This window comes from Streptomyces sp. NPDC006798, assembly GCF_040635975.1.
Lineage (GTDB): Bacteria > Actinomycetota > Actinomycetes > Streptomycetales > Streptomycetaceae > Streptomyces.
Window position 1 is genome coordinate 11,238 of record NZ_JBEYIS010000070.1, and the last position, 22,715, is coordinate 33,952.

Below are 22,715 nucleotides of genomic sequence, written 5' to 3' on the forward strand. Positions count from 1 at the left end.
CGCAGACAGACACCAGTCCAGAAGCACGACGCAGAAAATCCTGACACCGGGGTAATCCGTGAAAAAGCTCTCCGCACGACGACGCCATCCGCTGGCGGCGCTCGTCGTCCTACTCCTCGCGCTGGCGGCCACCGGGGGGCTGTACACCGCGTTCGCGCCCGCGGACAAGGCACAGGCTGACGAAACCGCCCAGTCCCTCGCCATCGAGGAGGGCAAGAAGCTCTATACCGTCGGTTGCGCGAGCTGCCACGGAATGGGCGGCGAGGGCACCACCGACGGGCCCAGCCTGGTCGGTGTCGGCTCCGCGGCGGTCGACTTCCAGGTCACCACCGGCCGGATGCCGGCCCAGCAGCCCGGCGCCCAGGTGCCGAAGAAGCCGGCCGTCTACAACCAGGCCCAGGTCGACCAGCTCGCGGCGTTCGTCGCCTCGTTCGGCGCCGGTCCGGTCACGCCGACCGAGAAGCAGTACAGCCCCACGGGCGCGGACGTCGCCAGGGGCGGCGACCTCTTCCGTAACAACTGTGCCCAGTGCCACAACTTCTCGGGCAAGGGCGGCGCGCTGACCAACGGCAAGTACGCCCCGAGCCTCGAGGGCGTCAGCGCCAAGCACATCTACGAGGCCATGCAGACCGGCCCGCAGAACATGCCCTCCTTCCCCGACGGGATCATGCCCGAGAAGGAGAAGAAGGAGATCATCGCCTACGTCCTGGAGACGAACGACAGCCAGGCGGAGAGCCCGGGTGGCTTCTCCCTCGGTGCTCTCGGTCCCGTCAGTGAGGGTCTCTTCGCCTGGGTCTTCGGGCTCGGCGCGCTGATCGCAGTTGCCGTCTGGGTCGCGGCCCACACCGCTAAGGCCAAGAAGTCATGAGTAGCCAAGACATTCCAGAAGAGAACCTGCCGGACGAGCAGGGCGCCGCGCACCACGCGGCCGGGGACGGCTCCGCCGTGACCCCGCGCACGGGCGGCACCGCCGACCCGTTCGCCGACCCCGGAATGCCGGCTCACAAGCCGCGCATCCAGGACATCGACGAGCGGGCCGCCAAGCGGTCCGAGCGCACCGTGGCCTTCCTGTTCACGCTGTCGATGCTGGCGACCGTGGGCTTCATCGCCTGCTACGTCATCTTCCCGATCGACAAGATCGTGTACATCTGGCCGTTCGGTCACATCAGCGCGCTGAACTTCTCCCTCGGTCTGACCCTGGGCGTCGCCCTCTTCTGCATCGGCGCGGGCGCGGTCCACTGGGCCCGTACCCTGATGTCCGATGTCGAGGTCGCCGACGACCGGCATCCGATCGAGGCGTCCCCCGAGGTCAAGGCCCAGGTCATGGCCGACTGGCGGGCGGGCAACGAGGAGTCCGGCTTCGGCCGGCGCAAGCTGATCCGGAACACCATGTTCGGTGCGATGGCCCTGGTGCCGCTCTCCGGTGTGGTGCTGCTGCGCGACCTCGGTCCGCTGCCGGAGAAGAAGCTCCGCTCCACCCTGTGGGCCAAGGGCAAGCAGCTCATCAACATGAACACCAATGAGCCGCTGCGCCCCGAGGACATCACCGTCGGCTCGCTGGTCTTCGCCAGCCCCGAGGGCCTCGACCAGCACGCCCACGACTGGCAGATCCAGATGGGCAAGGCCGCCCTGATGCTCGTCCGGATCAAGCCGGAGGACATCAAGGACAAGCGCGAGCTGGACTGGTCGCACGACGGCATCGTGGCCTTCTCCAAGGTCTGCACCCACGTCGGCTGCCCGATCAGCCTCTACGAGCAGCAGACGCATCACGTGCTCTGCCCGTGTCACCAATCCACCTTCGACCTCTCCGACGGCGCCCGGGTCATCTTCGGCCCGGCGGGTCACCCGCTTCCGCAGCTGCGGATCGGTGTGAACGCCGAGGGGAACCTCCAGGCGCTCGGCGACTTCGAAGAGCCCGTCGGTGCCGCCTTCTGGGAGCGCGGATGAGTACTACGAACAACCCCGAGAACACGCAGCCCCCGGCGAACGACCGCAAGGCGCCCGCGGGCGAGCGGGTCGCGGACTGGGCCGACGGCCGGCTGGGGATCTACTCCCTGGCCAAGGCCAACATGCGGAAGATCTTCCCGGACCACTGGTCCTTCATGCTCGGCGAGATCTGCCTCTACAGCTTTGTGATCATCATCCTCACGGGTGTGTATCTGACGCTGTTCTTCAACCCGTCGATGAACGAGATCGTCTACGAGGGCAGCTATGTGCCCCTCCAGGGCGTGAAGGTGTCCGAGGCGTTCGCCTCGACCATGGACATCAGCTTCGACGTCCGCGGCGGTCTGCTGATCCGCCAGATCCACCACTGGGCCGCGCTGATCTTCGTCGCCGCGATGATGGTCCACATGATGCGCGTCTTCTTCACCGGCGCGTTCCGCAAGCCGCGTGAGGTCAACTGGCTCTTCGGCTTCCTGCTGCTGGTCCTGGGCATGTTCACCGGCTTCACCGGTTACTCGCTCCCGGACGACCTGATCTCCGGTACCGGTGTCCGCTTCATGCAGGGCGCGATCCTGTCCGTGCCGATCGTCGGTACGTACATCTCGATGTTCCTGTTCGGCGGCGAGTTCCCCGGCCACGACTTCGTGCCCAGGTTCTACTCGATCCACATCCTGCTGCTGCCCGGCATCATGATGGCCCTGCTGGTCGGCCATCTGATCCTCGTCGTGTACCACAAGCACACCCAGTACGCGGGTCCCGGCCGGACCAACAAGAACGTCGTCGGCATGCCGCTGCTGCCGGTCTACATGGCCAAGGCCGGAGGCTTCTTCTTCCTGGTCTTCGGTGTGATCTCGGTGATCGCGGCGATCGCGACGCTCAACCCGGTCTGGTCCGTCGGCCCCTACCGGGTCGACCAGGTCTCCACCGGCGCGCAGCCCGACTGGTACATGGGCTTCGCCGAAGGACTCATCCGGGTGATGCCCGGCTGGGAGATCAACGCATGGGGCCACACCCTGGCCCTGGGCGTCTTCATCCCGCTGGTGATCTTCCCGATGGTGCTGGGCGCGATCGCGGTCTATCCGTTCATCGAGTCCTGGGTCACCGGCGACAAGCGCGAGCACCACATCCTGGACCGCCCGCGCAACGCCCCGACCCGGACCGCCTTCGGTGTGGCGTGGCTGTTCGCGTACTTCATCATGCTGGCGGGCGGTGGCAACGACCTCTTCGCCACCCACTTCCACCTGTCGATCAACTCCATCACCTGGTTCGTCCGGATCTTCTTCTTCGTCGGACCGGTCCTGGCGTTCATCATCACCAAGCGCATCTGTCTCGGCCTCCAGCGCCGCGACCGCGAGAAGGTGCTGCACGGACGCGAGTCCGGCATCATCAAGCGGCTGCCGCACGGTGAGTTCATCGAGGTGCACGAGCCGCTCAGCCAGGCGGATCTGCACACCCTCACCACGCACGTCCAGCACGAGCCGATCGAGGTCGGCCCGGAGGTCGACGAGAACGGCGTCCGCCGGAAGATCTCGCGTACGCAGAAGTTCCGCGCGAAGCTCAGCAAGGGCTACTACGGCGAGGGGAACCAGATCCCCAAGGCCACCCGCGAGGAGTACGAGGAGATCGCCGCCGCCCATGGTCACGGCCATGGTCACGGTGAGCACGAGGAGGTCACCAGCGGCAAGCACTGACCGCTGAAGCGTCGCCACGGCAAGAGCCCCGTCCACTGCCCGGACGGGGCTCTTCGCCGTGCCCGGGGCTGGATAGGGTGGGACGCGTACCCCCTATTCGCGATGGACCCCAGGAGCGGACCATGAACGTTGTGACCCCGGTCGGCGGCGACAGCGTGGCGGCTCACTCCTGGCCGGCCGTCATCGAATCCCTGCTCGGCCACCACGACCAGAGCGCCGACGCCACGGCCTGGGCGATGGACCGGATCCTGAGCGGGGAGGCGACCGACGCCCAGATCGCCGGATTCGCGGTCGCGCTGCGGGCCAAGGGCGAGACGGTCGCGGAGATCTCCGGCCTGGTCCGCACCATGTACGAGCACGCCAATCTGATCGAGGTACCGGGCCCCAGCGTCGATATCGTCGGCACCGGCGGCGACGGCGCCAAGACCGTCAATATCTCCACCATGGCGTCGATCGTCGTCGCCGGGACCGGCGCGAAGGTCGTCAAGCACGGCAACCGCGCCGCGTCCAGCGCGTCCGGGGCGTCCGACGTACTGGAGAAGCTCGGGGTCAATCTGGAGCTGACCCCCCGGCGGGTGGCCGAGGTCGCCGGCGAGGCGGGCATCACCTTCTGCTTCGCGGTCAAGTTCCATCCGGCACTGCGGTACGTGGCCGCGGCGCGCAAGGAACTCGGCATCCGCACCACCTTCAACTTCCTCGGCCCGCTGACCAACCCCGCCCGCGTCCAGGCCCAGGCCACCGGGGTCGCCGACGCCCGGATGGCCCCCATCATGGCCGGGGTGCTCGCCGAGCGGGGCTCGTCGGCGCTGGTGTTCCGCGGCGACGACGGACTGGACGAGCTGACCACGACCGCGACGTCCCGGGTGTGGATCGTCCGCGACGGCACGGTCCGCGAGGAGGCCTTCGACCCCCGGGACGTGGGGATCGACCTGGTCCCCGTCGAAGCGCTCCGAGGCGCGGACGCGTCGTACAACGCGGATGTCGCCCGGCGGCTGCTGGCCGGGGAGCGGGGCCCGGTCCGGGACGCCGTCCTGCTCAACGCGGCGGCGGCGCTGGTGGCGCTGGCGCCGACGGACGCGGGGCTGACGGAACAGATCGCGGCGGGCATCGCGCGCGCGGCGGAGTCCCTCGACTCCGGCGCGGCGGCGAACACCCTGGAGAACTGGGTCCGCGCGACGACGCGCGCGTAGCTTTTCTCCGGGGGCGCTCTGCCCTGCCGGGCCGGTGTATCAGTCGCGCCCGCGGCCCGCCTGTGGCTTGTCGCGCAGTTCCTCCCCCTGTGCCTTCGGCGACGGGGGGACCCCCAACCTATGGCTTCGGCGATGAGGGGACCCCCAGCGCCTCGGCCCTCCGGGTGAGGCCCACGCCCTCCGCCCGGCCGGGCGGGTGTTGTCGGGCGACCGCGCGCCGGTGGGTGGCTGGTCGCGCAGTTCCCCGCGTCCCTAAAGGCTCTCCCCGGCGCCGCCCCTGAAAAGGGGGACCCGCCTTTCTGTGAGGGCGATCAGGAGGGCAACCAGGGGCGCGGGGAACTGCGCGGGCAACCACAGACGGGGCGAGGTCGGCACTCAAGGGTCATCGAAACGGCGCGCCCGTCCCCGCGGCGCCCCGCAGGGACTCCGCGTCCGGATTGCGGACAGGCTTGCGGCCGTCGCCCGCGTCGCATACCGTTTCGCGCAGGTCATGAGCGACAGCGACTACGGCCCCGGCCCGCTGTCCGGCAACCCTCCGTCCGTGGCGGGGTGCCCCGGGTGAAGACCAGGCCGTGGGCAGCGAGGTCCGCGGCAAGCGCGGACCCCTGCGTCACCCTGGGGTCCTGGTCCTCAAGGGAGCAGTCTCGTGAGCAAGCGAATGCGATAGGGCTCGAAGCCCCTTCTTCCCGCACATCCTCCGTACCCCGCCGCTAACCCACCCCCCGGCCCCGTCGTCAGGGCGTGTGGCCGTGTCATGGCGTGTGTCGTACGGAGCCTTATGCCTCCATTCCGCCTGCCCCGCCCGGGAGTTCCGTCATGTCCGCATCCGTGCCCGCCGTCTCCTGTACCGCCACCGGCTCCACCGCCGCCACCGAGCCGCTGGCCGTCCTCGGCTCCGATGTCACCGTGCCGCTGGTCACCGGTGGCGAGGTCACGTACGCCGCCCTCGACTACGCAGCCAGCGCCCCCGCCCTGCGCCGGGTGTGGGACGACGTCGCCGCGTACGCCCCGTACTACGGCAGTGTCCACCGGGGCGCCGGGTACCTCTCGCAGCTCTCCACCGACCTCTTCGAGAGCAGCCGCCGCACGGTCGCCGAGTTCCTCGACTGCCGGGAGAGCGACCAGGTCGTCTTCACCCGGTCCACCACGGACTCGCTCAATCTGCTGGCCGCCGTGCTGCCCGCCGACTGCCAGGTGTTCGTCTTCGAGACCGAGCACCACGCGTCGCTGCTGCCCTGGCGGGACGCCCGGGTCACCTATCTCAACGCGCCGCGCACCCCCGACGAGGCCGTGACGACCCTGGAGCGGGCGCTGGCGGACCGGGAGCCGTACGGCCCGGCGCTGGTCTGTGTGACGGGTGCGTCCAATGTGACCGGTGAGCTGTGGCCGGTACGGGAGCTGGCCGCCGCCGCGCACGCCCACGGCGCCCGGATCGTGCTGGACGCGGCCCAGCTCGCGCCGCACCACCCGGTGTCGGTCCAGGAGCTGGACGTGGACTGGGTCGCCTTCTCCGGGCACAAGCTGTACGCCCCCTTCGGGTCCGGGGTGCTCGCGGGCCGCGCGGACTGGCTGACCGCCGCCGAGCCGTATCTCGCGGGCGGCGGCGCCTCCCGCAAGGTGGCCCGCCGGGCCGACGGCGGGGTCGAGGTGGAGTGGCACACCACGGCCGCCCGCCACGAGGCCGGTTCGCCGAATGTGATCGGCGTCTACGCGATCGCCGCCGCCTGCCGCGCCCTCACCGAGGCCGGTTTCGACGGTCTGGTGGAGCGGGAGCAGTCGCTGGTGGCCCGGGTCAGGGCCGGGCTCGCCGAGGTGCCCGAGGTCAAGGTCCTCTCCCTGTTCGGCGACGACGCCCCCCGGGTCGGCGTGATCTCGTTCGTGGTGGAGGGCTGGAACAGCTCGCACTTCGCCGCCGCGCTCTCCGCCGAGTACGGCATCGGGGTCCGGGACGGACTGTTCTGCGCCCACCCCCTGGTCCGTACCCTGCTGGGCAGCGACCCGCAGGACCCGGGGGAGTGCGGCGCCCCCGAGGCCGAGCCGGGGGAGCGGTCCCTCAACGCGATCCGGGTGAGCTTCGGCGCCGGTACCCCCGACGAGCACGTGGAGCGGTTCGTCCGGGCCGTCCGTGAGCTGGTCACGGACGGCGCCCGGTGGAACTACCGGACCGAGGACGGCCGCTGTGTGCCCGACCCGACGGGTCCGGCCGCCGCGCCGACCGGCTGACGCTCCGGGATCCGGGTCCCGATCAGCACCATCCGCAGCGCCCGCTCGGTCGCGTCGGCGAGGAACTCCCCGCCGCGGCCGAGCGCCTCGGAGAGGGTGACGGGCGCGGGCAGGATGGCGCTGTACGCGTCCACCCCGGCCGACCGCACCTGGTGCGCGCCCTCCCCGATGGTGCCCGCCAGGGCCAGTACGGGACGCCCGTACCGCTTGGCGCGCCGGGCGACCTCGGCCGGGACCTTGCCGCGGGTGGTCTGGTGGTCCAGCGCCCCCTCCGCGGTGAGGACGAGATCGGCCCGGGCCAGCCGGGCGTCGAGGTCGAGATGGTCGAGCAGCACCTCGAACCGGGGCAGCAGCGCCGCGCCGAGCGCCGCGAGCCCGGCGCCGAGGCCGCCGGAGGCGCCCGTGCCCGGGCCCTCGTACAGATCGGCCCGGACCTTCAGATCGCGGGTGAGGACGTCCGCCCAGTGCTCCAGCGCCGCCGAGAGCTGTTCGACCTGCTCGGGCGTGGCGCCCTTCTGCGGTCCGAAGACCCGGGCGACGCCCCGCTCCCCGCAGAGCACGTTGAACGGGTTGCAGGCGACCCGGATGTCGGTCCTGCGCAGCCGGGGGTCGAGGCCGGAGACGTCGATCCGGTCGAGCCGCAGCAGTTCGCCGCCGCCGTACGGCAGCTCCACGCCGTCCGCGTCCAGCAGCCGGGCGCCCAGCGCCTGGAGGGCACCGGCGCCGCCGTCGGAGGTGCCGGAGTCGCCGCAGCCCACCAGGATCTCCCGGGCGCCCTCGTCGAGGGCGGCGCGGATCAGCTCACCGACGCCGTAGGTCGTGGTGGCGCCGGGGTCGCGCAGGACCCGGGGCACCAGCGACAGACCGGCGACGGCGGCCATCTCGACCACGGCCGTGTACTTGTCGAGCATCGCGAAGTGGGTGGCGACGGGCCGGCCGGTGGGGCCGGTGGCGTTCAGCCGGACCAGCCGTCCGCCGGACGCGGCGGCCAGCGCCTCGGCGGTGCCCTCGCCGCCGTCGACCAGCGGGATCAGGTCGATCTCCGCGTCGGGGATCACCCGGCGGACGCCCGCGGCGATGGCCTCGGCGGCGGACTGGGCGGAGAGGGACTCCTTGAAACCGCTGGGGGCGACGGCGATTCGGGTCAGCATCGTGGGAACTCCAGGTGAGGGTTCTGGCGGTGAAAGAGGTTCAGGGGGTGACGGGCACGCCGACCAGCGGCCAGACGGCCACCGCGAAGAGCAGCACCAGCGCGGCCGTGAGCGGCGCGAGGAAGGCGGACATCCGCAGCAGATCGCGAGGGGTGTAGGTGGGGATATCCGGTATGTCGGAGTAGAGGGTCACCGGCTTGGCCGAGGCGGGCAGGGTGTGACAGAACCCGGCCGCCGCCGTGGACGCCAGCGCCGCCGCCACCGGATTGACCCCGGCGCCCACGGCCGCCGCGACGACCAGCGGCACCAGCACCGAGGAGCGGGCCGAGCGGGACTGGAGCACCAGATGCGCCACCGTGGAGACCAGCACCACGACCGCCAGGAACGCCCAGGCCGGCACATCCAGCGGCACCCCGCCGACCAGCCACTTCGCCGCCCCCGAGTCGGCCAGCGCCACACCCATGGCCATGGTCGCGGCCATGAAGAGCAGCATCGACCAGGGCACGGTCTTCAGGGCGTCCTTCAGCCGTACGGTCCCCAGCGCGGGGGATGCGGCGACTATGGCCCCTATCAGCGCGACCACGGCGGGCGGCACCCGGTGCAGCGGCTCGCTGCACCAGAGCGCGACCACGGTCGCCAGCAGCAGCGCGCACCGGGCCTCCGCCTGCGACCAGGGGCCGGTGACGGGCTGTTCGGTGTGCTCCTGGATCTGTTCGACGGTGATGTGCACCGGGCCCCGGCGGTCCGCCCGCTTGGTGGTGGTCAGCAGCACGACCTCGGCGGCGAGATGGGAGGAGACGATCGCCAGCGGCAGCCCGATCAGCAGCCATTCGGCGAAGCCGATGCTCTCGCCGGTGGCCTCCCAGAGCACCGAGACCGTGATCAGATGGGCGCCCGCGCCGATCAGGGTGGCGACCGCGGAGAGCAGGATCACCGTGGGGAAGAGCAGGGCCAGCATGACCACCAGCCGCTTCCGGTCGGCGAGCGTCTTCGCCAGGGCGATGAAGACCGGCAGGGCGAGTGCGGCCCGGCCGGAGGTGGCGGGGACCGCGAAGGCGGTGACGACCAGCGCCGCGGTGGTCAGATGCACCAGCTGACGGACATTGCGGGCGCCGGTCACCAGGAAGGCCGCGGCCCGGCCCGCGAGCCCCGTCCGCGCCACCGCGGCGGCCAGGACGAAGGCGCAGATCAGCAGCCAGACCGTATCGTCACCGAGGGTGCCGAAGAGGGTGTCGCTGGTGATCACCCCGGTCGCCGTGAGCGCCAGCCCCGCGCCGAGCGCGATATAGGTGTCGTCGATCGGGGTGCCGATCCAGGCGCAGGTGGCGATGGCGAAGACGCCGAGGGTGATCCGGGCGTCGCCGCCGAGGCCGGGGAAGTTGCCGGGAACGACGAGCAGCGCGCAGATGCTGAGCGCCACACAGAGGGTCGCGGCCTGTCGGAGGTTCAGTGTCACGGATAAGAGCGTTCACCGGGGCGGTGAGCACTTCATGAGCCGTTGATGAAAGGAACTTCACCAACCGGTGTGACCGGCGGCGGATCGAGGCGTACGGCGGCGCGGGGGTGCGAAGGGGGCGTACGGAGTCCCGGCCGGGCGTACGGACTTCGCCGCGCGCCCCAGGGGCGGGCCAGGGCCCGACCAGGAGCGGAACAGGAACGAGGCGGCACGGAACAGGGGCGCCGCGGACCGGTTCCGGCCCGCGGCGCCCCTGACCCGCCGTCACTCGGGCAGCCGGTAGCCCATCCCCCGTACGGTCTCCACCCGGTCGGCGCCCAGCTTCTTCCGCAGGGCCCGGACGTAGACGTCCACGATGTTGGAGCCGGGGTCGAAGTCGTACCCCCAGACGTGGGAGAGGATCTGCTCCCGGGACAGCACCTGTCCCGGATGGCGCAGGAACAGCTCCAGCAGGACGAACTCCCGGGCCGTCAGATCGACGGTCCGCTCCCCGGACCTGGCCCGCCGGGTGCGCAGATCGAGGGTCAGCTCGCCGTTGCGCAGGACGGTGACCTCGGGCGCCCGGGCGGCGGTCCGCAGCCGCAGCCGGACCCGGGCCAGCAGCTCCTCGAACCGGAACGGCTTGGTCATCCAGTCGTCCGCGCCGCCCTCCAGTCCGGCGACCGTGTCCCGTACCGAGTCCCGTGCGGTGAGCACGATCACCGGTACCGACACCTGGGCCTCGCGCAGCTGGCGCAGCACGGTGAAGCCGTCCCGGCCGGGCAGTCCGATGTCCAGAATGATCAGGTCGAAGCCGCCGGTCATCGCGTAGTCGAAGGCGGAGTCCCCGTCGTGGACGACCGAGGTGGTGAATCCGTTGGCCCGGAGTCCCTTTTCCACGAACGCCGCGATGCGTTCCTCGTCCTCGACGATGAGTATCCGGTTCACTGCGTGGTTTCCTTCTGGAGTACGAGGACGAAGGTGGCACCGCCACCGTCGGTGGGACGCAGCTCCACTCGTCCACCGTGGCCCTCGGCGATGGCTTTCACAATGGCGAGGCCGAGCCCGGCGCCGGTGGCCCTGGCCCCTCGGCGCGCCGTGCCCCGCCGGAACCGTTCGAAGATCACCTGGGCGTCCTGCGGCTGGACACCGGGGCCGCTGTCGGCGACGTACAGCTCGATCCGGTCGCCCTCGTCCCGCGAGCCTATGCCGATCCGCTGGCCCGGCACGGTGTGCTGGACCGCGTTCTGGGCCAGCTGGACCATCGCCTGGGTGATCCGCTGGGGGTCGAGCCCGACCTCGGCGTCGACCGCCTCGGCGAGCTGCCACCGCCGTTCGCCGAGCGCTCTGGCCTTGACGAAGACATCGGCGGTCAGTTCGCCGATCTGGACCGGTTCGGGGGTGACGAAGTCGGGCCGCTCGGCCTTGGCGAGGAGCAGCAGGTCCTCGACGATCCGGCTCATCCGGTCGAGTTCCTCCATCACGATCCGGACGGTCTGATCCCGTTCGGCCGGGTCGTCGCCCATCAGCTCCAGATGGCCCCGGATGATGGTGATGGGGGTACGCAGCTCGTGCCCGGCGTCGTCGACGAACTCCCGCTGGGCGGCGAAGGCCCGCTCCAGCCGGTCCAGCATGGCGTTGAAGGTCTCGGCGAGTGCCGCGATGTCGTCCCGGCCCTTGACCGGGATGCGCTGGGTGAGGTCCTGCTCGGTGAGCTGGGCCGCGGTGGTACGGACGAGCCGTACGGGACGCAGGATGCGGCCCGCGACGACCCAGCCGATGCCGGTCGTCATCAGCAGGGCCACCCCGGAGATGGCGAGCAGCATATGGAAGACGTCGGTGGCCTTCTCGCGCTCGCCCGCGGGGTGGACGGCGACGACGAACGCCGCCGGGGGGTGGCCGTTCCCCGCCTCGATGGGGACCTTCGCCCAGCGGACTTCGCCCTCGGGCCGCCGCAGAACGCCCGAGTCCGCCTGAGCGTCGAACACTTGTTTGAGTGCGGGGTCGTCCTCGACCAGGGGGTGGCGCATTCCGTGGTCCCGGCCCTGGACCTTCTTGGCCGGTCTGTTCTTGACCGGGTCGTGGACCAGGCCGATCAGTTCCTCGTCGGGGTCCGGGTACTGGCGCTTGAGGAAGACCACCAGCAGGGGGTTGGGGTCGGTGAAGCGCTGCCCGGTGTCGGGGTCGAAGCCCTCCTGGACGAAGTTGGCGAATTCATTGGTCTCCTGCACCAGGAGCCCGTTGATCCGCTGGTCGGCATCGCGCAGCAGAACGGACCGGGTGGCGACGGCGACCGCGGCGAGCGCCACCGCCATGACGATGAGCAGCCACAGCAGGATGCGGGCTCGCGCGGAGACCGTCCGGATTCTCTCGGTGATCCAGCGGCGCAGTGGTTCAGCCGTCGTCACCGTAGTCGTCGCCCCCCGGGCCGTCGTCGTCTCCGCCGTTGCCCGGGTTCGGGTTGGTGTTTCCACCGCTTCCGCCGCTTCCGCCGCCGCTGTTGTTACCGCCGCCGTTGGCGCCGTTGTTGGTGCCGTTGTTCGCCCCGCTGTTGGCACCGGAGCCCGGCGGGTTGCCGCCGTTGCCGCTCTGCGGCGGCTTGGCCGAGGGCTTGGTGGTCGGCGCGTCGTCGTCGTCGTTCGACGGGTTCTCGCTCACCGGGGGCGCCACGGTCTCGTCACCGGTCGGCGACTTGACGCCACCGGGGTCGCCGGTCGGTGTGCCGGACTCCAGCTTCACCTTCGGCGGGACCTTGGGTGTGTCGGAACTGTCGGTGAGGGCATAACTGGTCACCGCGATCCCGAGGGGGATCGCGACAACGGCGACCAGGGCCGCGATGCGGTGGGAGAAGAGCATGGTGTCGATGGTGCGAGGCGCAGGGCGGCGTTCGGATGAGAACGGGATGAAGAATTCTTCATCCTCAGGTGTCCGGGAGATGAAGTCGCTGGTGAGGGGGTTGCTGAGACGGCTGTGACGCACGTCGCCAGCGCGTCGCCCGGCATCGGGCCCGAACAGCGGGCCCGATGGGCCCGATGGGTCAGGAGTCGAGCCCGATGGCGAAGGCCGCCTCCAGGTCGTGCTGGGAGTAGGTACGGAACGCGACATGGGTGTCGGTGCCCAGGACGCCCTCGACCTTGCTGATCCGGCCCGGGATCACATCCGCCAGGTTCTCGTGCCGGGCGACCCGGACCATGGCGATCAGGTCGTACGTCCCGGTCACCGAGAAGACCTCGCTCACACTCTCCAGCGCCGCGATCTCGTCCGCGATCTCCGGAATGCGGTCCACACTGGTCTTGATGAGCACGATCGCGGTGATCACGGCTGGCTGTCTCCCTCGGTGGCCGCTGCTGGGGCCTTCACTCTAGGCCCTCTCCGCCGGATCGCGCCGGGCGGCCCGAACCGGCGGGCGGTCCCCGGCGGGCGCCGGATTCGTCCCCATGCGTAGAGGAATCCGGTCGCGAAGCCCACCAGGTGCGCCAGATACGCCACCGCGGGCGAGCCCTGGCCGATCCCGGTCGCCGCCAGCCACTGGAGCGCGATCCAGAAGACCAGCACCATCCGGGCCGGGAAGCGCAGCGGCAGGAAGAAGAGGAACGGGAAGAGACTGGTGACCCGGGCTTTCGGGAAGAGAACCAGGAAGGCCCCGAGCACCGCCGAGATCGCGCCCGACGCCCCCACCAGCGGCTGTCCGGATCCCGCGTGGGCGATCGCGTACGCCGCCAGGGCCGTGTATCCGGCCCCCAGATAGAAGAGGGTGAACCGCAGCCGCCCCAGCCGTTCCTCGGTCATGGCGCCGAAGACATAGAGGAAGAGCATGTTTCCGAGGAGATGCGGCCAGTTGTCGTGGACGAAGAGGGCGGTGAGCGGGGTGGCGAGCGCGCCGGGGGTGCCGTCGGCCAGCCGGGCCGGGATCACCCCCCAGCGGGCGAAGTACGCGCCCTGGGCGGCGGCGAGGGCGTCCCCGGAGCCGTAGCCGGGCGCGAGGCCCGAGACCGGACCGGCGAGGAAGACGGCGCCGCACACGGCGATCAGGGCGCAGGTGACCCGGGGGCCGCGGACCGCGGCGGACGCGCAGTCGCGGACCGCCCGGGCCGCGGTGGAGAGCGGATACCGGACCGACGGCTGCCGAGAATTCACGGACAGATCATGGCGTAACCGGACCAAGCGGTGCAGGGTGCCTCGCCGTGCCCCGGGACCCCCGCGAGGCCATAGAGTTACGAGCAGTACACCCGCAGTTCGACGGCGCACCGCGGTGTCCGGACCAACCGCACAATCTGCTAGGCAAGCCCCGGATGGAACCCGTGACGAACAGGACGGACGTAACGATGACGACGGTGCCCACGCCGACCGCGGACACCCGCTGGCGCTGCACGCTCTGCGGCAATCTCACCCGCTTCGATGTGACGCGCTCCTCCAAGGTCGTGGAGTACGTCCATCTGGACCTCGCCGGGGAGCCCGCCGTCGAGGAGCGGGAGGTGCTCAGTGAGACCATCGAGACCGTGCGCTGCCGCTGGTGCAACGCCGTGGATCAGATCGAGCTGGTGGACAGGCCCGGCGCTGCCTCCTGAGCGGAGACGGCCGGTCCTCGGGCGACGGGTTATGGGGTGACGGATCGTGGAGCAGCCGGAGAGCGGCGACCGGCAGGCCGGGCCGGCCGGTGACGCCGCGGAGGCGCTCGACCGGCCGTTGCCGGAGGGTGTCCGGCGCAGAGTCGTGGCGCTGGTCGCCGACGCCTTCGGCGCCCTGACCGTCGCCGAGCTGCCGGGCCAGCTCCGGCAGTACGCCCGCTTCACCCCCTCCCGGCGCGCCAAGCTCGCGGGCAACGCGATGGCGGCGGCGCTGGAGGGCGACCCCGTCTTCCGGCAGCGGATCGGCGAGCGGATCACCCAGGCGCAGCCCGAACTGTGCGCGGCGCTGGCGGCGGGCGCCCCGCCCGCCGCCGCCGATCCGCTGGACGTGGCCGCCGCCGCGTACGTACTGCGGCCCGCCGGATGGGTGAAGCTGGTGGCCGCCGCGGGCGAGGAGGCCCAGCGCGCCGACGCCGAACGCGCCGACGAGGCCGGCCGGCGCGAACTGGAACGGCTCCGCGACGACCTCGCCGAGGCCCGGTCGCTCACCCGCACCGAGACCGAGCGGCTCCGTACGGAGCTGGAGACGTCCCGCAAGGAAGCCGAATCGCTTCGGCGTCGGCTGCGCAGCGCCGAGAGCGACATCAAGCGGGGCGAGGCCGCGCTGCGCCGGGCCGGTTCCGAACTGGACGCGGTCCGCGCGGAGGCCGCGGCGCAGGTCTCGGCGGCGGAGAGCGAGACCCGCCGGCTCAAGGCCCGGCTCGGCGAGGCGGAGGCCGCCGTCGAGGCCGGGCGGCGGGCCGCCCGCGAGGGCAGGTCCGTCGAGGACATGCGGCTGCGGCTGCTGCTGGACACCGTGCTCGACGCCGCCCAGGGCCTGCGCCGGGAGCTGGCGCTGCCGCCCGCGTCGGCCCGGCCCGCGGACGCCGTGGACGCGGTCGCGCCCGGCCGGATGTCGCCCAAGGACATCGCGGCCCGCGCGCTCTCGGAGACCGATCCGGCGCTGCTGGACCAGTTGCTGGCGCTGCCCCAGGTGCATCTGGTGGTCGACGGCTACAACGTCACCAAGACCGGCTATCCGACGATGCCGCTGGAGAAGCAGCGGCTGCGGCTGCTGGGCGGGCTCTCCGTACTGGCCGCCCAGACCGGGGCCGAGATCACCTGTGTCTTCGACGGCGCCGAACTGGCCGCGCCGGTACTGCTCGCACCGCCGCGCGGGGTCCGGGTCCTCTTCTCCAAGCCGGGAGTGACCGCCGACGAGCTGATCCGCCAGCTCGTCCGGGCGGAGCCGCCGGGGCGGCCGGTGGTGGTGGTCTCCACCGACCGGGAGGTCGCCGACGGGGTGGCCAAGGCGGGCGCCCGCCCGGTGGCGTCCCTGCTGCTGCTGAAGCGGCTCTCCCGGGTCTGAGCGGGGCCGCTCCCGCAGGAACGCTCCCGTCCGCGTGCTTCTGTGCGAACGCCTCTGTACGAATGCCTCCGGATGATCGCTCCCGTACGGATGTCTCCGTATGGATGCCCCGTATGAACATCTCCGTACATCGCGACCGGACCATGCGGTCGGGCGATTTGATGGTTGATGAGATGAGACGGTCGGATAATCCCCTCTGGGGCGAGGGGTGCTGACGGTAAAGAATCCACACCCCGCCGGAATTTTTCCGATGATGATTTGAACTGATCACGAAAACGTCACTAGGGTCGGGCCTCGAACCTTCGCACGGTTGATCACTCAGCAGGGGTGACGGCGAAGGAACCGCCGAGCCCGTCTTCGCCGGCCGATACCGGGGGGAGCCGTCGGAGCGGAGCCGGGGGGCGTTCCCGCGCCCGGCAGGCGGTCCCGAGGAGAAGGAGCCCGTCTCCGTGGCGTCTCACCGTCGTCCCAAGCGGCCGGGCCGCACCCGCGTCACCTTCATGGGCGCCACCGCGGCCGCGGCCGTCGCGCTCACCTCCCAGGCCGCCAACGCGGCCCCGCAGCCCAGCAAGGGCGAGGTCAAGGCCAAGGTCGACAAGTTGTACGAGGAGGCCGCCCTGGCCACCGAGAAGTACAACGGCGCCAAGGAGCAGCAGGACAAGCTCCAGAGCCAGGTCGACGCCGTACAGGACCGGATCGCCCGCGGCCAGGACGAACTGAACACCCTGCGGAACAACCTCGGCGTCGTCGCCAGCGCCCAGTACCGCACCGGCGGTGTCGACCCGTCGCTCCAACTCCTCCTCTCCGGCGACCCGGACACCTATCTCGACAAGGCCGCGGCGCTCGACCGGGTCGGCAGCCGCCACAGCGACGCCATCGACGAGATCCAGGAGAAGCGCCGCGCCCTCGCCCAGCAGCGCAAGGAAGCCCAGGGCAAGCTGACCCGGCTGGCCGAGACCCGGGAGCAACTCGGCGCGGAGAAGCGCCGGATCCAGTCGAAGCTCTCCTCGGCGCAGAAGCTGCTGAACTCCCTGACGGCGAAGGAGCGGGCCGAGATCAAGCGCGAGGAGACCCGCGCCGACCGGGCCGGATCCTCCGGCGAGCGGCCCGACCTCGGCAAGCCCGCCCCGGGGTCCTCGTACGGCATGGCCGCCTTCGCCATCGGCCAGGGCAAGATCGGCTCGCCGTACAAGTACGCCACCGCGGGCCCGAACACCTTCGACTGCTCCGGCTTCACCTCCTGGTCCTTCGCCCAGGCGGGCCGCCCCATCCCGCGCACCTCCCAGGCCCAGGCCAACATCGGCCAGCGGATCTACTCGCAGAGCCAGTTGAAGCAGGGCGACCTGGTCTTCTTCTACGACGATCTGCACCACGTCGGCTTCTACGCGGGCAACGGGAAGATCCTCCACTCGCCGCGCACCGGTGCCGTGGTGCGGTACGAGTCCATCAACAACATGCCGTTCCAGTTCGGCGTCCGGGTCTGACCCACCCCCACGCCGCCGTCGGCCGGGACCGGTCCTGCGCCGGTGCCGTGCCGGGCCGTTCGACGCGCCCGGCGGCGGAGCACCCCTGCCCGCGCCACACCCGGGCATGCCGCCCGAACGGGCGAATCTGCGGCCCGCGAGGCGACCCCGCGCCCCGCCGGTGACCTGTTGGTCTCCCGGCGGGGCGCCGTCACGGGCACCCCTTACGGTCTTTGGCCGCCCCCGCCCGCCGGGCTACTGTCTGCCGCGCACGACTCCCCGTCCCCAGAAGGAGCGCGGCCCGTGGCGTCCCATCGACGGCCCTCACCGCCTGGTCTCACCCACAGCGCCCGGGTCACCGTGCTCTCCGCGGCCGCGGCGACGGCCGCCGCAGCCCTGGGCACCTCGCCCGCCGGTGCCGCGCCCGACGGTCCGCGCCCCTCCCGGGCGGCGGTCGACCGGCTGCTGGCCGACGCCGAGCGGGCCACCGAGGAGTTCAACCGCGCCGGGGAGCGGGCCGGGCAGCTCCGGAACCGCACCAGGGCCGCCCAGGACGCCCTCGCCCGGGGCCAGGAACGGCTCAACCGGATGCGCGGCGCCCTCGGCGCGGTCGCGAGCACCCAGTACCGCCTCGGCGGCGCCGACCCCGCCCTGATGCTGCTGCTCTCCGCCGACCCGGACGACTATCTCCGCGGCGCCGAACTGATGGAGCGGATCGGCGACCGCCAGACCAACACCCTGCACGACTATCTGCGCTCCCAGCGCGAGCTGGTCCAGCGCCGTGCCGAGGCCGGCCGCGATCTGGCCGAACTGGAACGCTCCCGGGCCGCCGTCGCCCGCCACAAACGGACCGTGGAACGGAAACTCGCCGCCGCCCGGCGGCTGCTGAACGCCCTCCCCTCCGACGAGCGGTCCGCCTACGACCGCTCCTCCCGATCCGGCCGGAGCGCCCTCGGCCCGGCCGGCGGCGAGACCGCCGCCTCGCCCCGGGCCGCCGCCGCAGTCGCCGCCGCCCGCGGCGCCGTCGGCCGCCCCTACGTCTGGGGCGCCAACGGACCCTCCGGCTTCGACTGCTCGGGCCTGACCCAGTGGTCGTACGCCCAGGCGGGGGTCGGGCTGCCCCGCACGTCACAGGCCCAGCGGTACGCCGGCCGGCGCGTGCCGCTCTCCCAGGCCCGCCCCGGCGACCTGGTCGCCTACCGGCACGACGCCAGCCATATCGGGATGTACGTCGGCAACGGACAGGTCGTCCACGCCCCCTATCCGGGCGCCGCCGTCCGTTACGACCCGGTCGGCATGATGCCCGTCTCTTCGGTCACACGGGTCTGAACACCGGGCTACCGGTGCCCGGGTTCCGTACGATCGGCCGGGTGGCGGTGCGCGAGAGGCCCCAGTGGCCGAAACGAATGGCCCCGACGGGGCGGACGGACCCACCGGAAGCCCCCGGGCCGACGGTGGGCAGACGTGCCGTCACCATCTCCGCCGTCGCCGCCCTGATCGGCGGCGGAGCCGTCGGCTGTACCGCCGAACCATCGGCATCCGGCCATACCGTCGACTCCGTCCAGGAGACCCTCAACCACCGCGCCACCGCCCTGGAGCAGCGGGACGAGCAGGCGTATCTGTCGGTCGTCGCCATCGAGCAGACCGTACTGCGGGCGAAGGAGCGCCGGACGTTCCGCGATCTGGCCCATGTCCCCGTCGCCTCCTGGGCCTACCGGCTCGGCACGGTCCGGCGGGACGGCGGCAAGGCCTACGCGGAGGCCGAACTCCACTACCGGATCGCCGGATACGACACCGCGCCCGTCGTCGTCCCCCGCTCCATCGAACTGGTCCTGCGCGACGACCAGTGGTACGTCACCGCCGACCGGCCCGGTCCCGGCGCGGCCGACCAGCTGTGGGAGCAGGGCCCGGTGACCGCCGTCCGGGGCCGCGACTGCCTCGTCCTCGCCGTCGGACAGCCCCGCGAGCGGCTCCGGGCCCTGGCCGCTCTGGTGGACCGTACGGTCCCGGTCGTCTCGGCGGCCTGGCGATATCCCTGGGCCGGACAGGTCGTGGTGCTCGTCCCCCGCTCCGTCGACGCGATGGGGGCCCTGCTGGGCACGCCCGGGGCCTCGTACCGGGGAATCGCCGCCGTCACCACCGGGGAGACCGGGACGACCGCGGCCGTCCCCGCCGACCGGGTGATCGTCAATCCGGCCGCCTACGACCTGCTGGGCGACTTCGGGCAGAGCGTGGTCCTCACCCATGAGACGACCCATGTCGCCACCCGCGCGGCCACCTCGGCCGCCACCCCCCTCTGGCTGTCGGAGGGGTTCGCGGACTGGGTCGCGTACCGGGGAACCCCCCGGACCGCCGGCCAGAACGCGCCCGAACTCCAGCGCGCCGCCCGCCGCGGCGAACTCCCCGCCGAACTGCCGGAGGACGACGCCTTCTCCTTCGGCGGCGACGCGGCCACCCTCGCCCGCGCCTACGAGAGCGGCTGGCTGGCCTGCGAACTGATCGCCGCGGACTGGGGCGAGGACACCCTGCTCGGGTTCTACCGGCAGATCGGCGGCGGCACCGACCGCCGGGCCTCGGTGGAGAAGGCGATGACCGCACTCCTCGGCGTCGAACCGCGCGAGTTCACCGCGCGCTGGCGGGACTATCTGCGGCAGCGGCTGGACTGACCCCGGGCCGTACGGCGGCGGTACGCGACCCCCGGTACGGGACCGTGGACCGCCACAACCGGCGGCAGGCCCACACCGTCGCCGCCACCAGCAGCCCGTTGCGGAGCACGAGCAGCGCCACCCCCACCGGATCGCTCGCCACCACCCGGCCGAAGAGCAGCGGGAACTCCACCACCGTCACCGCCGAGGCCAGCAGGACCAGTACGGCCGGGCCCGTCATCGCCGCCCGCCGGCCCAGCAGACAGACCGCCGCCAGCCCGGTCGGCCAGAGCAGATACTGCGGGCTGATCACCCGGCTCGTGGTGGTGAAGAGGAGCACCGCCGTCAGGGCGGCGTCCGCCACCGGCCCCGGCCAGGCCGCCGCCGCGACGCCGCGAGCCGGGCCTTCGGGCGTACGGCACCCGGGCGCCGGGCCTTCGGGTGTAAGGTCCGCGGGCTCGCGATTCCCGGCGGGCCCCGGATCGCGCGGCGCCGCCCGGGCCCGCAGCCGCCACGCCACCAGCCAGCCCAGCGCCGCGACCGCCAGCAGCAGCGCGGCGGCCGACACCACCGGCACCCCCGGCCCGACGAACTCGATCGAGCCGTAGTTCAGCAGTACCCGCGTCTCCCGGTCGCCCAGCAGCCGCCGGACATGGAAGACCAGCGCGCCCAGCGACTCGACCTCCGTACCCCGGTCGCGCTGATGCGTCAGAAAGCCGAACGCGCCCGGTACCAGGGCCGACACCGCCAGGACGGCCCCGGCCACCAGGCCCGCCGACCACCACACCCGGGCCCGGGCCACTCCCGCCAGCAGCAGCACCGGCCACACCTTCACCAGCGCGCCCAGCGCCACCAGGGCCCCCATCGCCCGGGGCCGCCGCACCCCGGCGAGCAGCGCCGCGACCGCGACCGCCGTCACCATCAGGTCGTAGCGGGCGTACGCGGTCGGCCCCAGCAGCGGAACACCCGCCACCCACACCCAGACCCCCCGGACCGAACGCCCCGGACGGCGGGCCGCCGTCAGCAACAGCCCCAGCACCGCCGCGTCGCAGACCAGGGCCAGCACGAAGAAGGCGGTGGCGTAGCCGAGGAAGGGCAGCGCGCCGGGGGAGAGGATCGCGAGCGCCGCGGCGGGCGGATACTGCCAGGTGACATCGGCGACGGGGAACGTCCCCGCCCGCAGTACCTCGTACCAGCCCCGGTAGATCACCGAGACGTCGGAGGTGACGTCCGGCCCGGGCGGCACGACCACCCGGAAGACGCAGAGGAGCAGCCCGGCCCGGGTCAGGGACCAGACCGCGGCGATCCCGGCGAGAGCGCCGGGAGTCACGGGGCTCGGCGGCGGTCCGGCCCGGTCCTCCGACTCCCGCGCGGGGCCGTCCCCGTACCGCCGGTCGCTCATGACGTGCCCCTCCGCTGATCCGCCCGATCCGGCCCGCGCATGGCTTTTGCACCGAATGTCGGCCGGTGGTCCGCTTATGATGCCGGGCCGCCGGGCCCGGCGCGGGAAGGCGGGGCCGTCACCTCCGGGCGGCGGGCAGCGCCGCCCCGGGACCGCCGGAGGGGATTGGTACTGTCGGCGCACGATGGACAAGACCCTGATCGTGACCAACGACTTCCCGCCGCGCCCCGGCGGCATCCAGGCGTTTCTGCACAACATGGCGCTGCGGATGGACCCCGACCGGATCGTCGTCTACGCCTCCACCTGGAAGCGGAGCCGTGAGGGCGTCGAGGCGACGGCCGCGTTCGACGCGGAGCAGCCGTTCACCGTCGTCCGGGACCGTACGACCATGCTGCTGCCGACCCCCCGGGTCACCGCGCGCGCCACGGCCCTGCTGCGGGAACACGGCTGCCGCTCGGTCTGGTTCGGCGCCGCCGCGCCCCTCGGCCTGATGGCCCCGGCACTGCGCAAGGCCGGGGCGGAACGGCTGGTCGCCACCTCCCACGGCCATGAGGCGGGCTGGGCCCGACTGCCCGCCGCCCGGAGCCTGCTGCGGCGGATCGGCGAGGGCACCGACACGATCACCTACCTCGGCGAGTACACCCGCTCCCGGATCGCCGCCGCGCTCACCCCCGAGGCGGCGGCCCGGATGGTCCAGCTGCCGCCCGGGGTCGACGAGAAGACCTTCCACCCCGACTCGGGCGGCGCCCTGGTCCGGGACCGGCTCGGCCTCGCGGACCGGCCCGTCGTCGTCTGCGTCTCCCGCCTGGTGCCGCGCAAGGGCCAGGACACCCTGATCCTCGCCATGCCGAGGATCCTCGCCCGGGTACCGGACGCGGTCCTGCTGATCGTCGGCGGCGGACCGTACGAGAAGGACCTGCTGAGGCTCGCCGAGACCACCGGCGTGGCCGGCTCCGTCCGCCTCACCGGCGCGGTGCCCTGGTCCGAACTCCCCGCCCACTACGGCGCGGGCGACGTCTTCGCCATGCCCTGCCGCACCCGGCGCGGCGGACTCGACGTCGAGGGCCTCGGCATCGTCTATCTGGAGGCCTCCGCGACGGGCCTCCCGGTCGTCGCGGGCGACTCGGGCGGCGCGCCCGACGCCGTACTCGACGGCGAGACCGGCTGGGTGGTGCGCGGCGGCACCGACGACGCGGCGGTCGCCGAGTCGGCGGACCGCGTGATCACCCTCCTGCTGGACCCGGAACTCCGCGACCGCATGGGCAGGCGCGGCCGTGAATGGGTCGAGGAGTCCTGGCGCTGGGACCTCCTCGCGGCACACCTCCGCGGCCTGCTCTGACCCCCGGAGCGCCGTGGCTCTCCGGGGGAGGTCGTTGGCGCCGGATGCCCTGCCGGGCGAGCTTGTCGGGCGACCGCGCGCCGGCAGTGGCTGTTCGCGCGGTTCCGCCCCCTCTGCCTTCGGCAATGGGGGAACCCCCAGCGCCTTGGCCCTCCGGGTGAGGGCCACGCCACCCGCCCAGCCGGGCGAGCTTGTCGGGCGACCGCGCCCGGTCGCCCGACGCCAACAGGCCGGCCGGGGATTTGGGGCAGATGAC

Annotated in this window: 18 protein-coding genes, 1 pseudogene and 1 riboswitch; of the genes and pseudogenes, 11 read left to right on the top strand and 8 right to left on the bottom strand. The window is 72.2% G+C overall.

Features of this window, described 5'->3' with window-relative positions; all coding sequences use genetic code 11:
* Window positions 1-58: 58 nt before the first annotated feature.
* The 5 genes from ABZ714_RS31430 (at window position 59) to ABZ714_RS31450 (ending at window position 7,048) form a co-directional block, all read left to right on the top strand.
* Window positions 59-868: a c-type cytochrome gene (locus ABZ714_RS31430; RefSeq protein ID WP_358828756.1), complete on the top strand. Its 810-nt coding sequence runs from the start codon at window positions 59-61 to the stop codon at window positions 866-868.
* A complete protein-coding gene (locus ABZ714_RS31435) occupies window positions 865-1,947 on the top strand; it encodes a Rieske 2Fe-2S domain-containing protein (RefSeq protein WP_358828757.1) in 1,083 nt (360 codons plus the stop codon). The genes ABZ714_RS31430 and ABZ714_RS31435 overlap by 4 nt, the downstream gene beginning before the upstream one ends.
* The gene (locus ABZ714_RS31440) at window positions 1,944-3,635 is read left to right on the top strand and encodes a ubiquinol-cytochrome c reductase cytochrome b subunit (protein ID WP_358828758.1); all 1,692 of its coding nucleotides are present in this window, start codon (window positions 1,944-1,946) and stop codon (window positions 3,633-3,635) included. Before ABZ714_RS31435 ends, ABZ714_RS31440 begins: the two co-directional genes overlap by 4 nt.
* Before the next feature lie 122 nt (window positions 3,636-3,757).
* The gene (gene trpD / locus ABZ714_RS31445; protein WP_358828759.1) at window positions 3,758-4,825 is read left to right on the top strand and encodes an anthranilate phosphoribosyltransferase; all 1,068 of its coding nucleotides are present in this window, start codon (window positions 3,758-3,760) and stop codon (window positions 4,823-4,825) included.
* 486 nt (window positions 4,826-5,311) lie between these two features.
* A riboswitch (SAM riboswitch) is annotated at window positions 5,312-5,429 on the top strand.
* A gap of 212 nt (window positions 5,430-5,641) precedes the next feature.
* Window positions 5,642-7,048, top strand: coding sequence for an aminotransferase class V-fold PLP-dependent enzyme (locus ABZ714_RS31450; protein WP_358828760.1), 1,407 nt, complete (start codon window positions 5,642-5,644; stop codon window positions 7,046-7,048).
* On the opposite strand, the gene ABZ714_RS31455 is transcribed toward ABZ714_RS31450, so the two are convergent.
* The 7 genes and pseudogenes from ABZ714_RS31455 to ABZ714_RS31485 all read right to left on the bottom strand — a co-directional run bounded on the left by ABZ714_RS31455 (window position 6,982) and on the right by ABZ714_RS31485 (window position 13,771).
* Window positions 6,982-8,199, bottom strand: coding sequence for a glycerate kinase (locus tag ABZ714_RS31455; RefSeq protein ID WP_358828761.1), 1,218 nt, complete (start codon window positions 8,197-8,199; stop codon window positions 6,982-6,984). The genes ABZ714_RS31450 and ABZ714_RS31455 overlap by 67 nt on opposite strands.
* 40 nt (window positions 8,200-8,239) lie before the next feature.
* Window positions 8,240-9,655: an SLC13 family permease gene (locus ABZ714_RS31460; RefSeq protein ID WP_358828762.1), complete on the bottom strand. Its 1,416-nt coding sequence runs from the start codon at window positions 9,653-9,655 to the stop codon at window positions 8,240-8,242.
* Window positions 9,656-9,919: 264 nt separating this feature from the next.
* On the bottom strand, window positions 9,920-10,582 hold the full coding sequence (locus ABZ714_RS31465) for a response regulator transcription factor (protein WP_358828763.1): 663 nt from the start codon (window positions 10,580-10,582) through the stop codon (window positions 9,920-9,922).
* Window positions 10,579-12,042 (bottom strand): ATP-binding protein, encoded by a 1,464-nt coding sequence (locus ABZ714_RS31470; RefSeq protein ID WP_358828764.1) that lies wholly within the window; start codon window positions 12,040-12,042, stop codon window positions 10,579-10,581. Before ABZ714_RS31470 ends, ABZ714_RS31465 begins: the two co-directional genes overlap by 4 nt.
* Before the next feature lie 274 nt (window positions 12,043-12,316).
* A pseudogene (locus ABZ714_RS31475) lies at window positions 12,317-12,490 on the bottom strand (small hydrophilic protein); the annotation flags it as partial.
* A gap of 181 nt (window positions 12,491-12,671) precedes the next feature.
* On the bottom strand, window positions 12,672-12,953 hold the full coding sequence (locus ABZ714_RS31480; RefSeq protein ID WP_358828765.1) for an Lrp/AsnC ligand binding domain-containing protein: 282 nt from the start codon (window positions 12,951-12,953) through the stop codon (window positions 12,672-12,674).
* Complete coding sequence (locus ABZ714_RS31485; protein ID WP_358828766.1) at window positions 12,950-13,771, bottom strand: rhomboid family intramembrane serine protease; 822 nt, start codon at window positions 13,769-13,771, stop codon at window positions 12,950-12,952. The genes ABZ714_RS31480 and ABZ714_RS31485 overlap by 4 nt, the downstream gene beginning before the upstream one ends.
* Before the next feature lie 188 nt (window positions 13,772-13,959).
* Between ABZ714_RS31485 and ABZ714_RS31490 the strand changes: the two genes are divergently transcribed.
* The 5 genes from ABZ714_RS31490 to ABZ714_RS31510 all read left to right on the top strand — a co-directional run bounded on the left by ABZ714_RS31490 (window position 13,960) and on the right by ABZ714_RS31510 (window position 19,739).
* Window positions 13,960-14,202, top strand: a complete 243-nt coding sequence (locus tag ABZ714_RS31490) for a hypothetical protein (protein ID WP_358828767.1) — start codon at window positions 13,960-13,962, stop codon at window positions 14,200-14,202.
* Window positions 14,203-14,248: 46 nt separating this feature from the next.
* Window positions 14,249-15,610 (top strand): NYN domain-containing protein, encoded by a 1,362-nt coding sequence (locus ABZ714_RS31495; RefSeq protein WP_358828768.1) that lies wholly within the window; start codon window positions 14,249-14,251, stop codon window positions 15,608-15,610.
* A gap of 449 nt (window positions 15,611-16,059) precedes the next feature.
* A complete protein-coding gene (locus ABZ714_RS31500; RefSeq protein ID WP_358828769.1) occupies window positions 16,060-17,094 on the top strand; it encodes an NlpC/P60 family protein in 1,035 nt (344 codons plus the stop codon).
* Between the two features lie 282 nt (window positions 17,095-17,376).
* Window positions 17,377-18,402, top strand: coding sequence for a C40 family peptidase (locus tag ABZ714_RS31505; protein WP_358828770.1), 1,026 nt, complete (start codon window positions 17,377-17,379; stop codon window positions 18,400-18,402).
* 125 nt (window positions 18,403-18,527) lie between these two features.
* The gene (locus ABZ714_RS31510; RefSeq protein WP_358828771.1) at window positions 18,528-19,739 is read left to right on the top strand and encodes a hypothetical protein; all 1,212 of its coding nucleotides are present in this window, start codon (window positions 18,528-18,530) and stop codon (window positions 19,737-19,739) included.
* On the opposite strand, the gene ABZ714_RS31515 is transcribed toward ABZ714_RS31510, so the two are convergent.
* Entirely contained in the window at window positions 19,696-21,120 is a 1,425-nt protein-coding gene (locus tag ABZ714_RS31515; protein ID WP_358828772.1) for a glycosyltransferase family 87 protein, read from the bottom strand. The genes ABZ714_RS31510 and ABZ714_RS31515 overlap by 44 nt on opposite strands.
* 184 nt (window positions 21,121-21,304) lie before the next feature.
* Between ABZ714_RS31515 and ABZ714_RS31520 the strand changes: the two genes are divergently transcribed.
* Window positions 21,305-22,459, top strand: a complete 1,155-nt coding sequence (locus ABZ714_RS31520) for a glycosyltransferase family 4 protein (protein WP_358828773.1) — start codon at window positions 21,305-21,307, stop codon at window positions 22,457-22,459.
* Window positions 22,460-22,715 lie beyond the last annotated feature (256 nt).

What these genes read in the sequence shown, in the direction of transcription:
- ABZ714_RS31435 (WP_358828757.1), top strand. Translation starts at nt 865, where the DNA reads ATGAGTAGCCAAGACATTCCAGAAGAGAACCTGCCGGACGAGCAGGGC.
- ABZ714_RS31440 (WP_358828758.1), top strand. Translation starts at nt 1,944, where the DNA reads ATGAGTACTACGAACAACCCCGAGAACACGCAGCCCCCGGCGAACGAC.
- trpD (WP_358828759.1), top strand. Translation starts at nt 3,758, where the DNA reads ATGAACGTTGTGACCCCGGTCGGCGGCGACAGCGTGGCGGCTCACTCC.
- ABZ714_RS31450 (WP_358828760.1), top strand. Translation starts at nt 5,642, where the DNA reads ATGTCCGCATCCGTGCCCGCCGTCTCCTGTACCGCCACCGGCTCCACC.
- ABZ714_RS31455 (WP_358828761.1), bottom strand. Translation starts at nt 8,199, where the DNA reads ATGCTGACCCGAATCGCCGTCGCCCCCAGCGGTTTCAAGGAGTCCCTC.
- ABZ714_RS31490 (WP_358828767.1), top strand. Translation starts at nt 13,960, where the DNA reads ATGACGACGGTGCCCACGCCGACCGCGGACACCCGCTGGCGCTGCACG.
- ABZ714_RS31515 (WP_358828772.1), bottom strand. Translation starts at nt 21,120, where the DNA reads ATGAGCGACCGGCGGTACGGGGACGGCCCCGCGCGGGAGTCGGAGGAC.
- ABZ714_RS31520 (WP_358828773.1), top strand. Translation starts at nt 21,305, where the DNA reads ATGGACAAGACCCTGATCGTGACCAACGACTTCCCGCCGCGCCCCGGC.